The organism is Streptomyces sp. NPDC058257 (assembly GCF_042881845.1).
Lineage (GTDB): Bacteria > Actinomycetota > Actinomycetes > Streptomycetales > Streptomycetaceae > Streptomyces.
The window spans coordinates 76,326-89,346 of the sequence record NZ_JBHVXJ010000018.1 but is presented as its reverse complement, the minus strand read 5'-3'; the positions used below and the strand labels follow the sequence as shown (position 1 = coordinate 89,346).

Below are 13,021 nucleotides of genomic sequence, written 5' to 3'. Positions count from 1 at the left end.
TCCCACTTCGGCGGACTGTCATCGTGTCGTGACGTGTAGGACGTGTTGAGGGCGCGCTAGAGCCGGGGCCCGCAGCCCGCCCGCCCTCACTCCCGCCCGGCCCCTGCCCTCACCCTCAGCCCCGCCCCCGCGAGAAGTCACCCCGCCCCACCCGATCCGCAAGCCCTTCGTCCTCCGCACCTCGCAGCAGCGACCCGTACCCCGTAGCCGCCCACACGCTCTGCTCGGCCGGGACCTCGAAGTACGGCACCCGGCGTCCCCCGGGTTCCTCGTCAGTGAGTACCTCCGGCGCTCGGCGGGCGCGGACCGCCGCCCGGCACTCCTCGCAGGCCGCGATGTGGAGTTGATCGCGTCGGCCCAGTGGACGCCAACGGATGCGGAGGTCGGCGCGGCCGTGCAGGGGGTTGAAGAAGCAGAGGGGGAGTGGCGGTGTGGCACCGCTGTCGGGGTTCAGTGCGTCCCGGCCCTCTGCCACCAGGGCCAGTACGCCCGCCAGGTCAGGCAGGCCGCGCGCGGAGTCGAGGACCTTGCCCGCGGCGGCGTAGGCGTCAAGTGCGCGTTGGAGGCGTGGCGTTGAGGCGGGCGTGGACTGGGCCGCTGCCTCGCCGAGTGCGAGGACTTCCGCCTCGGCCTGGCGGCGCAGCGCCGCCTCGTCCGCGGTGCGCGCCGCCGCGAACACCGCCTGGGGGAAGGCGAAGGGCGAACCGGTCGCGCCCGGGTGCCGGTTCGAGCGGCCGCGCCCCCGGCGGCGTACGAAGAGGAAGAGTCCCGCCGCGGCAAGGGTGAGCGCGATGGCGATGGCGACCGGCAGCAGCCAGGTGGGGCCGCCCTCCTTGTCCGCGGCCGACGGGCGGTCCGCGTTCCCGCTGCCGGGGCCGCTACCGTCCCGCAGATCGGCCGTGGCCTTCTCGTACGCCTTCGTGCCGTCGCCGCGCGCGATCAGCTCGATCGCCTTGGCCGTCCGCTCGGAGAGCCCCGCGTCCTTCATCTCCTCCAGGTGGGTGACCGTGGCCACCGCGTCCTGGGCCTGCTGCTTCTCGCCCGGCCACTCGAAACCGTGCAGAGAGTCGGTCCACTTGTCGCCGCCGGTGACGAGGATGAGGTCGTGCTGGTCGAGGCGGTCGTGTACGACCTCCGCGAACACTCCGGACTCGCCGTCGTACGCGTCGCCCTGGACCACCGGCACCAGGGCGACCTTGATGGGGAGGCCGGTCTTCTCGATCTGCCGCGCCAACCGCTTCTGGCGGGCGGGGGGTATGGAGTCCGCGTACGCGGCGTCGACGTACACCGGTGACGTGCGCAGGGCGTCGGCGATCTTCTGGCCGGGGCTGGGGGCGGGGGAGTTGGGGGCCTGGGCCGCGGAGGGCGGGGCCGCGGCCAGCAGGGCGGCGAGGGTGGTGAGGGTCGTGAGTGCGACGGCCGCCGTCGTGGCGAGACGCTTCAGGTTACTGAACACCGGCGTACTCCCGTACCTGGCGGATGAGTTGAGGGACTCCGTTGGCCAGGGCGGGCAGCGGCCCCGGCGCCTCCTCGTACGGCACACGCTCGCCGCGGCCCGTCCCCGGCAGAGTCAGCCGGAGCGTGTAGGCGAGGCGCGGCTGCACGCCGACCAGGACGCGGCACTCCGCGCACACCGGGATGGTGCGCAGGCGCTGATCCTCCGCCGCGTACTGGGCGTCGCGCCACCCCGTGGCCGGGCCGTGCAGCGGGTTGAGCGCGCAACAGGGCTTGTCGACGCCTACGAGCGTGCTCCGCCCGACCCGCGCGAGGACGATCGCCGCGGCGAGATCGGCGGGTGTCGTGTCGTCGTCGACGTGCCCGTCCGGGTCACGGTCGGCGAGGAGCGTGGCGGCGTCGAGGCAGTCCCAGACGCGGGTGCGGACGGTGGAACTGAGCGTGGCGTCCGGGTCGAACGCGGCGGCCAGCGCGCGGAGTTCGTCGCGGGCGGTGCGCCGCAGATAGTCGTGGGAAGGGTCCGGGGGAGCCTCGAAGGAGGTGGTGGCCGAGACGGTCGACGGCGTACGAGGCCGGCGCAGGGCCGGCACCGCGAGGCGCAGGATGCCGAGCAGCGCGGCGACGATCCCGAAGAGCAGTCCGGCCGCGATCGCGCCGACCATCAGACCCGGCCAGAAGTCGCCGGAGAAGAGCGGCGAGAGGGCGTTGTCCTCGATGGGCTCGGGTTTGTCGTCCATGCCGAGCGAGGAGGTCTCCGCGCGCTCGGCTCGCGGCGCCTTGTCGAGGAACGTCATCAGATCGTCGAGCCGCTCGCCGAGCTCATGGTCGGTGGAGCGGTCGTCGTCATCGCCGTGGCGGATGGAGTCGGGGAGATCGAAGGCGATGTGATTGGCGTCGATGCGTACGTCGTAGGTGACGACGTCGATGGAGCCGCCGAGGGGGTCGGCGACGACGTACACGCCGCGATCGCCCTTCGCGCCCATCTTCTGGCGCACGGCCTCCACGAAGATCTCGGGCTCGCCACCGGACTCGTCCTCGGAGAGCTGCGGGACGAGGGCGACGTGCACGGGCCCACGGTCGAATTCCTTGATCCGGTCGACGAGTTCGCGGCGCTGTTCGGCGTCCAGCGGACGTGGACTCTCGGGGTCGCTGTAGACAGGCCCGCTCTTGCTCAGCCCGTCAGCGACGCGCTGGATGCGGCTGGAGAGGTCGGAGGCGGTGGGCGGTGGCGCGGCACCCGACGTGTTCTGGCCGAAGAGGAGGGCCGCACCGCCTGCGATCGCCCCGGCGGTGAGAACGGCCAGAGAGGCCTCGACGCGACGGGCGGTGAGGCGGCGCGGGGCCGCCGATCCCTTGATGCTGTCGGCATCCTCCACACCGGTACTGGTGGCATCCCGCACGCCCGTGCTGGCATCGGCACCCTTCACGCGCCGCCGCCACCAGCGACGTACGTACGGACTGAGACCGATGATCAGCAGCGGTACGCCGGTGAGGGCTATCCCGGTGACGAAGGACTGGTTGTCACGGTCGACGGGGTCGATGTGCATCTTCTCGATGCCTTCGCCGTCGGCGGCTTCGGATTTCTCGCGGGCTGCTTCCGCACGCTCGGCGGCCTTCTCGGGGCCCTGGGCGATGACGTCGGTGAACCGCTCGAAGCTGAGCAAGGGGCCTGCGTCGTAAGGAAGTTCATAGAGCGACACGGTGGACGCGTCGCTGGCCGGCGCCCGCACCCCGAAGGCGGCGGCGTCGGCGACACCCATGTCGTCGACGAGCACATAGAGCCCGTCCCGCCCGAGCCGATCGTGCACGGCCCCGAGCAGCCGGTCGCCGTCGACGCCCTGTTCGGGCAGTACGAGGACGTAGGTGGGCACGCCGGTGCGCTTGGCGAGCTTCGCGAAGTCGGGTGCGGTGGAGCGGGGGATGTCGCGGGGGAGCTGGTCGGTCACGTATACGGGGTCGGAGCGGAGGATGGCGGCCAGGGCAGCGGGTTGGGTGGGGGCGTCATTCGCCTGGGCGCGCTCGGTGGCACTCGGGGTTCCGGGCGCGGCGGAGGTCGGTGCGGCTGAGGCGAAGGCCGGTGCGGAAGAGGCGAAGGCCGCACCGATGGTGAACAGGAGAAGAGAGCAAAGGGTGGCAAGGCGGGTGGCGAGGGGCGCGACGCGGCCCCATCCGCGGGGACTCACGCGCGGTATGTCCCCGGTGGCAGCTGCCCCTTCGTAGACCGCCCTGTTCCCCGTCACGCTCACCCGTCCCACCCCGTAACTCATTGGGCGCACTTTACTGTCGCGACGGAGGCGTTTCCATGGCGGTGCTGTTACGGGGTGGAGTGAGGGAGTCGGCCATCAGCGGATCCTTGATCTCCCCGCCGTCCGGGCCCATGACCATGCCGCGCAAGCCATCGCAGAGGCCGTGAGAGGGGCTGACTCTGTCCGACGACCGGACCTCGATGACGAAATCCCCGTCGGGGCGCCGGGTGACGAGGGGCGTACCGGCGGCCGAATGTGCGGCGGCGAATGTCATGACCGTCATCCGCTGAGCGGTGGACAAGAATTGGAGGCCGACGATTTCGCGGAGCTCGCCGAGGTGATCCACGAACTCGTCACGCCATCTGGCGCTCAGCCTGCACCACGAACCGTCCCTGAAGACGACCTTGACGTCGCCCCCGGCCGCCGCGTTGAAGTCACGAGCCTCCACGCGACCGACGGCGGAACGGGGTGCTTCCCACAGGACGTCGTCCCAGATGGTCTCGCTGTCGTCCAGCAGCCCGACGATGACGAGGCGTTGATCGGTGATGATCGCGTGGGTGCGGTCGGTGTCGGGACGCCGCGCGGGGTCGAGCTGCCAGGGCAGGGTCCGTGCGAGTGTGCCGGGCGCGGCCCACAGCACAGGGAAGTCCCCGACCTCGTCCGCCGGGTCGTCGGAGCGGCCGAGCGTGCTGACGTCACCGACTCCGGTGCCACCGAGGGCGCCGGCGACAGCGATGAGGGCGATCGCGAGGCCCGCCTTCACACTGTTGCGGGCGAGACGTGATACCTGGGAGCGGACGGTGTAGGCGGGCCCTTCGGGCCAGCCGGGCAACTCGTCCTGGATGTCCCGTCTTTCCTCGTCGCGGAACCAGCGCATGCCGGAGACGGGGGTGGCTGCGCCGGTCGCGAAGGTGATGGGGATGCGGGCGAGGAGGGTCTCGCCGGGGGCGGGCTTCCAAGGCGTCATTCCGCGATCCTCTGCTGGGCTGCTGCGCTCATTTGGTCGAGTCGCTCCGCGCCGCTCGGGGTGCCTGTGAACAGCCGGATCCAGGAGCCGTCCGTGAACGTGATGCGGACGTCCGTGTTGATCTCGCTAAATTTCATCTGCTGCGCCTTGGCGATGGATTTCTGCGGAAACTCGCCCGGCACCTTGGCCTTGTCGAGTGTGCCCCAGCGGGTGCCGATGAGGAGAGCACGGCCTGCGCGGCGGGCCGCTGTGTCGCCGGTGGAGTTCAGCTCGTAGGAAGGGCCAGGGGACCACCCCCGCAACTCCGCGGGAACGTCCTTGCGCTCGGGGTCGCGGAACCAGCGGGATCCGGCGACGTCTGGGGCCATGCCGGTGGCGAACTTGGCTGCTGTGCGCAGGAGCAAGTCCTTGCCGGGGGCGGGATACCAGTCCATCGTCGATCAGACCCTCCCCGGCTCTTCACTCTCGGCTTCGCCCGTAGTCACCTCATCGGGATCGGCGAAGTTCACAGTCCCCAGAATCGTCACGACCATGTCGCAGAACTCGCCCCAGTAGTCCAGGGATGCCGTGAAGAGAGTGAAGACAGCCGTGTAAGGGCCGTTGGGGAACGGCACATGGACTTGGATCTGCCCTGTCTGAAGTCCGGTCTCCGTACCCGTGGCCGACACGTCCGGTGCGAGTCTGATCTCCCGCAGGGTGACGCACGAGACGGCAGGGCCGCACGGCAGGTTCATCCAGCGGGCGTCGTTGAGCGGGTCGTTGCCGAGGACGGACAGGATGCCCTGAGCGGCGATGTCAGGTTCCGTCTTGTCGGTCTCGACGGCGGCCACCGTGAACGCACACTGCGCCACGCCGCCTTCGTCCGTGGAGAAGAGGCCCATGGCGGAGTAGGCGAGCCCGCTCTCCGCCATGAACTCGGCGATCGCGGCGTAGTAGGGCGCTGCGGGGGTCCAGATGGACTCGTCGCCGCGAGAGTAGAGCTCTCGTACGAAAGTGTCGGCGAGGGCGGCACGTTCCTCGGTAGTGCCCGCCAGGGGGAGGGCGAAGAAGCCTTCCGGCGCGGTGAACGTCATCGGTGGCAGGGGCGCGCCGCCGTCCCGGGAGGGTGGGATGACGTCAGTCGGGGTGGCCATGGGCGGTCCTGATCAGTAGTCGTCGGGCTGTTCTTCGACGTCCTCGCCGTCCGGGCCCATCATCTGGTGCGCCCCGGTGAAGGCTCCTACGGGCCCCGGAGGCCCGTCTCCCGCGCGGTACTCGATGAGGACGTGGCCGCTGGGGCGACGGCTCACCGCGGGGCGATCGTCGAGCGCGTGTCGGGCAGTGAAGGCCGCCACGGCCTGGCGTTGACCTGCGCTGAGCGCATCGTCGCTGAGCAACTCGTGCGGCGTGGCCAGATAGCGGAGCAGCCCGTACGGCAACGACACGTGCAGTCGGCACCACGAGCCGTCGGCGAACCGGATGACCGCGTCCGAGTTCTCCTTGCTGAAGTTCCGTCGCTCGGTACCGGCGATGTCCGTACGGGCGCACTCCCATAGGATCTCTGGTTCCCCGCGTCCCCCGTCGGCACGGCCGAGGACCACGACACGGCGGTCGGTGACGATGGCCCAGGTGAGGTAGCCGGCGGGGCGTCGGCTCGTGTCGAGCTGCCAGGGCAGGGTGCGGGCGAGGGTGCCGGGGGCAGCCCACATGACGGGGAAGTCCTCGACCTCGTTCGCGGGATCTTCGGGCGGGTGCCCGATCGCCCGAGGGACCTTGGTGATGCTGCCTGAGCCGGCCAGTGTCTCCAGCGCACCCGCGACGACGGCGTAGAGGCCACGCAGACCGAATCGCGCCGCTGACCGGGTGCGTTGTTCGGGCATCGTACGAGGGGAGTACTGCCGCCCTTCCGGCCAACCGGGTAGTTGATCCTGAATGTCAAGCCGGTCCGGGTCCCGGAACCAGCGCATTCCGGAGACCGGTGGGGCGATGCCGGTGGCGAACACCACTAGCTCGCGGGCGAGTTGGACTTCACCCGGTTTCGGGTGCCATGCGGTCATGAGCAGGGCCTTCGATGAGTGCCGGTTCAGTGGGAGGTGCTTCAGTGCGAGGCGGCGGACTGGTCCAGGCGGTCGCCGAGGTGAACCGCCTCGCCAACGTGCTGAGGGATGGACCAGAGCTTGGGAGCGATCTTGATCGTCGCATCGATGCCTCGGCCCATCTTGCCCAGAGGATCGGCGGCGAGCCGTTCGGGAGCCAGGAGGTTCCAGCCCTTGGTGCCCATGAGCTGCCCCGGCCGGTAGCCCGCGTTCATGACACCGGCAAGGCGGTTGAGTTTCGTGCTCTCATGGCCGACCATCTCGACCTCTTTCTTCCCCCACAGAGTCACCGTTCTCCCGAACCGGGAGAGTTCCTTCCCCCCAGTCACCCCGGCGCCCTCGCCGAACGAGATCAGGTTGCGGGCTTGCTTGGGGGCGAGACTCCTGAAGCCTGCCCCAAAGACCTTGGCTTCGCGGGCGGCGTTGGCGCCCTTGGCGATCGCGACGCCCTCCTTACCGAACGCGCCGATGCCCGGCAGCAGCCCCAGTGCGTCGAATCCGATGGACATCCAGCTGACATCGGCACCGGCGGCCATCGCGATGCCATGGCTCAGGAGGGCCAGGCCACTGGTGAGCAGAGCTGCCCCGCCGAAGATGGCGCCGAGCGGCTCGAAGGGCAGAGTGATGATGGCGAGGAAGGCGAGAATGCCGCTGAGGTCGCTGAGGAGGTCACCGATCGTCTTGATCAGATCGGCGTGGTCCTTGAGCCACTCGCCTGTCGCGTCCCAGGCATCCGAGATGCCCTTGCCCAGCTTGTCCCAGAAGCCGGGCTCGTCCGGAGCGATATCGCCCGCCTTGTCGAGCTCCTTGCTGATGCCGCCGGCCGCCCGCTTGTAGCGTTCCTCCAGCTCATAGACCTGCTGCGCGACCCCGTCGACATCTCCCGACGTTTTGGCGGCTTCCTCGCTGTCGGGCTTCGCCTCTTCCCGGGCCTCCAGCTTCCGTCCGGCCGACTTCTCCAGCCGGTCCGCCTCGTCCTGGAAGTCCTGGAGCTCACCGGCCCACTTGTGCAGCGCACGGGAGGCCTTGTCGAACGACTCGTGACTCTTGCGTACGAGGGGCGTGACGTCCTGCCCGATGTACTCGGTGAAGGCGAGGGCGGTCTTGCCCTTCCAGGCCCCGCACTCGATCCGCTCCAAGTCCCTTACGGCATCGCCGAGTTCCGTCGCGAGCCCGCCCAGCTTCTTCGCGAGCTCACGGGTGTCCGTCACGTCCCCGGGGGTCGGGTCCCAGCCGATGTGCGGGAAGGCAGGCCGCTTCCCCACGTCACTTGTCCTTCTTCTTGGAGTCCGCCTTCGCCGACTTGAGCGACTCGGCAAGGTCCTGGTCCAGCTCGCTGAACTTCTCGCCGATCTTGTCGATCATCTTGACGGCACCGTGCGTGTGCTTGCCGAGCTGCTTGACGCCGTAACCCCACTCGTCGGCGAACTCGTGCACGTCCTCTACGAGCTTGCCCGCGCCGACGACCGAGCCGTCGGCGCCGCGGAGGGTGCGGCGGGCGGCATCCATGCGATCGCTGACCGTGGAGAACGTCTCTCGCAGGTTTTCGAAGATCGTGTCGTCGAGGCGTAGATCGCTCACGTGGTGTCCCCCGGGTCCCTCTGGGCGGTCGTTGTACCGGAGCCCGGCGGCTGGCCACACTCGAGTTCCGTTTGGCGAGGGTATCGCCAAGTGGTTCAACGCTATTCGGTGGGCCGGGCACTTGCTAGGGCGAACTCGGCGGTAAGGGGAGTGATAGGGGGGTGAATGTGAAGGGGGAGTGAAGGGAGGGCTCCGTGCTGTAAAGCAAGGGCTGGGCGGCCACCCCGCCTGTTTCCGTTCTCTTTACTTATGCCTTTGCTTCCACTTACTTACGGATTTGCGGGACCCGGATCCCTATCGCTGGGAATTCTCATAACTGGACGGCTACATGGACATCCGAGCAGTAGTGACCGGCTTCAAGAACGTGACCCCGCTCCCCGGCCTGCCCGACGCCTGGCGCTGGTCGCCGGTGCGCACCCTGAACTTCGCCGGCGCCCTGTCCGCCGACGGCCGCCGCCTGCTACAGCTGAGCGGCCGGGAGTGGTTCGACGAGGAACTGGCCATCGCCACCCTGGAGTTCGCGAGGGAGCGGGAGCCGGAGATCTTCGCCCGTAATCCCCACCTCATCCCCACCTCGGCACGGCGGAGGGCTTCACCCCGCCGCGTCGGACACCTGGGGGCGAGCCACGCTCCTTCGACGTGGTCGTCGGAGTAGCCCCCGAGACGCACGGCTTCTACCGCGTGGAGAACCCCGACCTGACGCCGCACGTGCGCCTGGTGTTCCCCGCGTACGCCCATGAGTTCTCCGGTACGGAAACGCTCGACGAGGCGATCACCCGCTACCGCGTGCTGCGGCTGCACGAGTTCGACCGCCGGGACCCGCTCCCGTACCTCAAGATGCGTTACGCCAACACCCGCGCCCGGGGACGGAGCACCAACAGGGGGCGGGCCTTCACCAAGGAGCAGATCCTCGAACAGGAGCTGCGCCAGCTGGAGAACGCCCCCGGCAGCTTCGTGGAGTTCGAGAACCGGCACGGCACGGCGCGGTGTGGCGGGTGGAGTGGCACGACGGCCCGTGGCTCATCGCGCAGTGGGGGACGGCGGACGGGCCTCCGTCCCCGGAGGCCCGTGACGCGGCCGGGCCGCGGGAGATCGAACTGGCGGAACTGCTCGACTTCACCGCGGCTCGGCTGCGGGCCCAGCCATCTGACGTCACCGGTTGACGGACTGAATCTCCTCGACGGTGACCGGCTGATCGTTCCCGTACTCGCCGTCAGGGAGATCACCCTGAGTGCCGCCGCTTCCGGTCCAGGCGATGTCCCAGGTGGCGGTCGCCTGAAGATTGAACGTTCCGTCGCCGGATGAGCGCCGGTAGGTGACGCCGCAGGGCGGCGTCTCCTTGGACTTGCCCTTGGCGTACGGCTCACCGATGGAACCGTCGTCGTTGAGCTCGCACTTGCCGGACGCGGGAATGCGCACGGCGTCCTCGGTGCCCGGCTTGATGCTGAGCGCGGTGGGCTTCGCGGTCGTGGTGGCCTCGATGTGCAGGCCGGGTACGTCGAGCGAGGCGGTGACGGACACGGGCTTGAAGTCCCCCTTGTCGAGCCAGGCCCAGGTGGGCATGTTCACCTTGGAGGGGCCGCCGGGGGCGAGGCTGACCTTGGTGCCGGGGACCTGGATCTGGTTGTAGGCGAGTTCCGCGAGGATCTCGGGGCTGATGGCGTTCGGGACGTCAGGGGTCTCGCCGTTGTCGACCCAGAAGGGGGGATCGCTGCACTTCGCCTGCTCGGCAACAGTGGCATCGGGGCTGAATTGGGCGCCCCACCACATCCCGTCCTTCTCCTTGTCGATGTTGTAGTTGTCCTTGCGGTAGTCCTGGTTCTCGTCCGACATCTCTTTCAGGGCGTCACGGGGGGCGTCGGGGTCGTGCCTGGCCCCGAAGTACAGCCGATCGCGGTACTCCCCGAACTCGCTCGCCTTCCACTCGGGTGCATACCAGCAAGGCGGTGGAGTCCAGTTGGGGTCGACCGAGGTGACGGGGCCGCTTCCCGGAGAGCCGCCGGAACGCGTGTAAGTGATCTTGGCTTGGGCGCCGACCGTGCGTTCCGGTCCCTTGGAGCCCTGACTGTCGATCTTGACCGGGTCCGCCGCCATCGTGGGACTGCCCGCCAGCAGGAGCAGCGAGCCGCAGACGGCCGACACTATGAGTGACTTACGCATGCTTATCCCCGTTATCCCCGTCATCCTGGTTATCCCATGCACTGCTGAGATTCGCCCTCCACCTTGATGAGGTCGGCTCGCCACAGTCCCTTGGTCTCCTTTGAGGCAGTCATCGAGATCTGCCAGGAGGAGTAGTCCTTGATGCTCGGCTTGGTGCGGAGGACCTTCTCGCTCTTGACGTCCTTGCCGAAGAGCTTGTTGTCGTTGGTGCAGAAGGTGACGGCGATGGTCTTCTTTTTCGTGACGGTCTGCACCTTCACATCGGTGTAGCGGCGTTCGCCTGTGACGGTGTAGCCGGCGTCGATGTGGTCCTTGATCTGCTTCTTCGCGTAAGACTGCGCCGGGCTGCCGATCTCCGAGTAGAACTTGTACGCGGCATCTCCCGCGTCCTGCTTGACGATTCCGTACTCGATGGCCCGCGCATAACTCTGCGCGTCGTTCCATGCCGCCACCTGTTCCGCGTCCGACAGGTTGACCTTGTCGAAGGCGAGATCCACATCGGACGGGAACTTCATCTCGGGCCGATCGATCTTCGCTTCCGCACTCGCATCAGGGCCCGGCGACGCGCTCTTCTTCGCACCGCCCTCATCAGCCCCGGCGATCTTGTCCTTGCCCGAGTCCTTGTCGTCACCGCCACCCCCGCATCCGGTCAGGAGCAGAGCAGTGGCAGCCGTCAGCGAGACGACGGCGACGGGCAGGGTGCGACTGCGGTTCACGTGTGACTCCCGGTGGGGCGACAGTTCTTCAAGCCATCTGAAGGTACTGAATTGGTCAATGCCTTCGCCGGGTTTCACTTTGCCGAGTAGTGAATGTCTCGTGAGGCGAATTCCTGCACAAACCGCCCCAGTTCGGCCGCAGCACGGACGAATACCCCCCGCCCCCAAACACCACCGAAACGAAATACTGGCGTGGACCTTCGCCTCTCCAGGCCCGAGCGGTGGGTTGCAGAAAAGTCTCACTGGCGTACGGGAGATACTGGCCTGACTGTGGGACTTTCCTGCAATGGCATCCGCAGACCGCAGGCCTGCCCCCGGGTGAGCGCGTGCCGGAACCCGGAACGTGGTCGGAGTGCAGGACCCGAATGCCGCCTCGTAGGCTGACCAGCCAGAGCCGAGAAAAAGGGGACGGGGACAACAGCATGGCCCGCTACACCGAAGCGCAGACCATCGCCCGCGGCGGATTCAGCATCAAGGTGCCGGAGACCTGGTGGGAGTTCGACGTCCGCCCGGAGTCGCGCGACGCCAGCATCCGGCAGATGATCAACGACCGCATACGCGAACGCCCCGAGCTCGAGCCGCACCGGAACACCTTCGAGGGCTTCCTGCGCAAGGCGTCCAAGGAGGCGTGGCAGTCCGGCGCCCTGTACTGCGGGTGCATGGCGGAGAGCTTCGGCGGCGATGTGCCGATCACCGGCTCGGTCACGGTCTCCCTGGTCGGCGCCCGCACATCGAACGGCGACGTCATGCCGACCGACCCCGCGGCGATCGTCGCCCAGCTCGGCGTACGGGAGGCCAAGCGCGAGGGCGACACGTACCGCAAGGTGACGACGGTCGACATCCCGGGTGTGGGGATGGCGGCCCGCACGTTCGGCATCGAGGACGTCTCGGTTCCCGGCGACGACCGCACGATCCGCGTCGTACTGATGCAGACGTTCATTCCGGTGCCGGGCCAGGAGGGCAAGGTCGCGCTGGTGGCGGGGAGCAGCCAGGTCCTGGACCTGGCGGAGTCGTTCTTCGACATCTTCGACGCGGTGACTTCGACGTTCCGCTTCGCGGAGTAGGTGGGCACGTAGACGGGGCGGCGCACTTCACTGGTGTGACGGGCCGGTGAGAACGAGGCGTCAGTGGGATCGCGGGGCGGTCCGGGAGGAAACGATGGCCCGGAGGGAGGGGCGGCCCGGGAGGCCAGGAGGTGCGGGAGGTCCGACGCCTGGCGGTCAGGTTCAGGATCACTACGTTGCCCAGCGGGGGCGGTTCACCGTTGTTACCGGGGCCAACGCATCCGCGATGGCGTATCGCTGAGGCGGTCGTACTCCAATTCAGCTCTGAGGTAGCGCAGCTCACGCCTGACCGGCTGCTCATGCCGCCCTTCTTCACCATGGGCTGGGTCTGGTCCAAGGGGTATTTCCGAACGGTGAAGCCTGCGGAACTGACACCGGACGATCTCCTGAAACAGCACTGCTTCTATGACGCTTACTACAAGGACTACCAGCACGAAGTCGACCATGCGCTCTCCGGTACCCCCGTGCTGGGGCGCCACCGGGCGGAAGGGTAGACGGTCGAGTACGCGATAGTCGGCCTGCGCCGGAACGGCATCGCAAGATCCGGTCCGCAGAAGATCCGTGACTTCCGGCAGAGGGCTGATCGGAATCTCCCTTGTGGCGCACAAGTGATCTTTCGCGATCAATATTTCAGATGCTCAGCACCAGTGGGCGGTCGGCGATACTGACAGCCTGCTCGCAACTGCCGAGGTGGCCGAATCCTGGCGAAACGGGGTGACGCTCGGGGAATTGAAGTCCCGGTTCCTGAAGTCCCGGT

Annotated in this window: 14 protein-coding genes; 4 read left to right on the top strand and 10 right to left on the bottom strand. The window is 68.2% G+C overall.

All coding sequences use genetic code 11. The features are described from left to right. Positions 1–115 precede the first annotated feature (115 nt). The 8 genes from ACFVXC_RS32425 to ACFVXC_RS32390 form a co-directional block, all read right to left on the bottom strand. Entirely contained in the window at positions 116–1,456 is a 1,341-nt protein-coding gene (locus ACFVXC_RS32425) for a hypothetical protein (RefSeq protein ID WP_389912584.1), read from the bottom strand. After that, on the bottom strand, positions 1,446–3,638 hold the full coding sequence (locus ACFVXC_RS32420; protein WP_389912581.1) for a hypothetical protein: 2,193 nt from the start codon (positions 3,636–3,638) through the stop codon (positions 1,446–1,448). Before ACFVXC_RS32420 ends, ACFVXC_RS32425 begins: the two co-directional genes overlap by 11 nt. 94 nt (positions 3,639–3,732) lie before the next feature. Then, on the bottom strand, positions 3,733–4,668 hold the full coding sequence (locus tag ACFVXC_RS32415; RefSeq protein ID WP_389912578.1) for a hypothetical protein: 936 nt from the start codon (positions 4,666–4,668) through the stop codon (positions 3,733–3,735). Beyond that, the gene (locus tag ACFVXC_RS32410; RefSeq protein WP_389912575.1) at positions 4,665–5,102 is read right to left on the bottom strand and encodes a hypothetical protein; all 438 of its coding nucleotides are present in this window, start codon (positions 5,100–5,102) and stop codon (positions 4,665–4,667) included. The genes ACFVXC_RS32415 and ACFVXC_RS32410 overlap by 4 nt, the downstream gene beginning before the upstream one ends. A 6-nt stretch (positions 5,103–5,108) precedes the next feature. Further along, positions 5,109–5,801, bottom strand: coding sequence for a hypothetical protein (locus ACFVXC_RS32405; RefSeq protein ID WP_389912572.1), 693 nt, complete (start codon positions 5,799–5,801; stop codon positions 5,109–5,111). Between the two features lie 12 nt (positions 5,802–5,813). Further along, complete coding sequence (locus ACFVXC_RS32400) at positions 5,814–6,704, bottom strand: hypothetical protein (protein ID WP_389912569.1); 891 nt, start codon at positions 6,702–6,704, stop codon at positions 5,814–5,816. Between the two features lie 41 nt (positions 6,705–6,745). Further along, positions 6,746–8,008, bottom strand: coding sequence for an enoyl-CoA hydratase/isomerase family protein (locus ACFVXC_RS32395; RefSeq protein ID WP_389912566.1), 1,263 nt, complete (start codon positions 8,006–8,008; stop codon positions 6,746–6,748). A 1-nt stretch (position 8,009) separates the two neighbouring features. Then, the gene (locus tag ACFVXC_RS32390) at positions 8,010–8,324 is read right to left on the bottom strand and encodes a hypothetical protein (protein ID WP_389912563.1); all 315 of its coding nucleotides are present in this window, start codon (positions 8,322–8,324) and stop codon (positions 8,010–8,012) included. Positions 8,325–8,652: 328 nt separating this feature from the next. On the opposite strand from ACFVXC_RS32390, the gene ACFVXC_RS32385 reads away from it, so the two are divergent. Together ACFVXC_RS32385 and ACFVXC_RS32380 are read left to right on the top strand one after the other, a co-directional pair. Next, positions 8,653–8,979, top strand: a complete 327-nt coding sequence (locus ACFVXC_RS32385) for a hypothetical protein (protein ID WP_389912561.1) — start codon at positions 8,653–8,655, stop codon at positions 8,977–8,979. 340 nt (positions 8,980–9,319) lie between these two features. Next, entirely contained in the window at positions 9,320–9,487 is a 168-nt protein-coding gene (locus ACFVXC_RS32380) for a hypothetical protein (protein ID WP_389912558.1), read from the top strand. Here ACFVXC_RS32380 and ACFVXC_RS32375 read toward each other — a convergent pair. Both ACFVXC_RS32375 and ACFVXC_RS32370 read right to left on the bottom strand, forming a co-directional pair. Beyond that, on the bottom strand, positions 9,477–10,484 hold the full coding sequence (locus ACFVXC_RS32375; RefSeq protein WP_389912555.1) for a hypothetical protein: 1,008 nt from the start codon (positions 10,482–10,484) through the stop codon (positions 9,477–9,479). The two genes, ACFVXC_RS32380 and ACFVXC_RS32375, sit on opposite strands and share 11 nt — an antisense overlap. 29 nt (positions 10,485–10,513) lie before the next feature. Further along, positions 10,514–11,200 (bottom strand): hypothetical protein, encoded by a 687-nt coding sequence (locus ACFVXC_RS32370; protein ID WP_389912552.1) that lies wholly within the window; start codon positions 11,198–11,200, stop codon positions 10,514–10,516. A 422-nt stretch (positions 11,201–11,622) separates the two neighbouring features. On the opposite strand from ACFVXC_RS32370, the gene ACFVXC_RS32365 reads away from it, so the two are divergent. Both ACFVXC_RS32365 and ACFVXC_RS32360 read left to right on the top strand, forming a co-directional pair. After that, positions 11,623–12,264: a hypothetical protein gene (locus tag ACFVXC_RS32365; RefSeq protein ID WP_389912548.1), complete on the top strand. Its 642-nt coding sequence runs from the start codon at positions 11,623–11,625 to the stop codon at positions 12,262–12,264. Between the two features lie 353 nt (positions 12,265–12,617). Beyond that, on the top strand, positions 12,618–12,758 hold the full coding sequence (locus ACFVXC_RS32360; protein WP_389912545.1) for a hypothetical protein: 141 nt from the start codon (positions 12,618–12,620) through the stop codon (positions 12,756–12,758). The last annotated feature ends 263 nt before the right edge of the window (positions 12,759–13,021 follow it).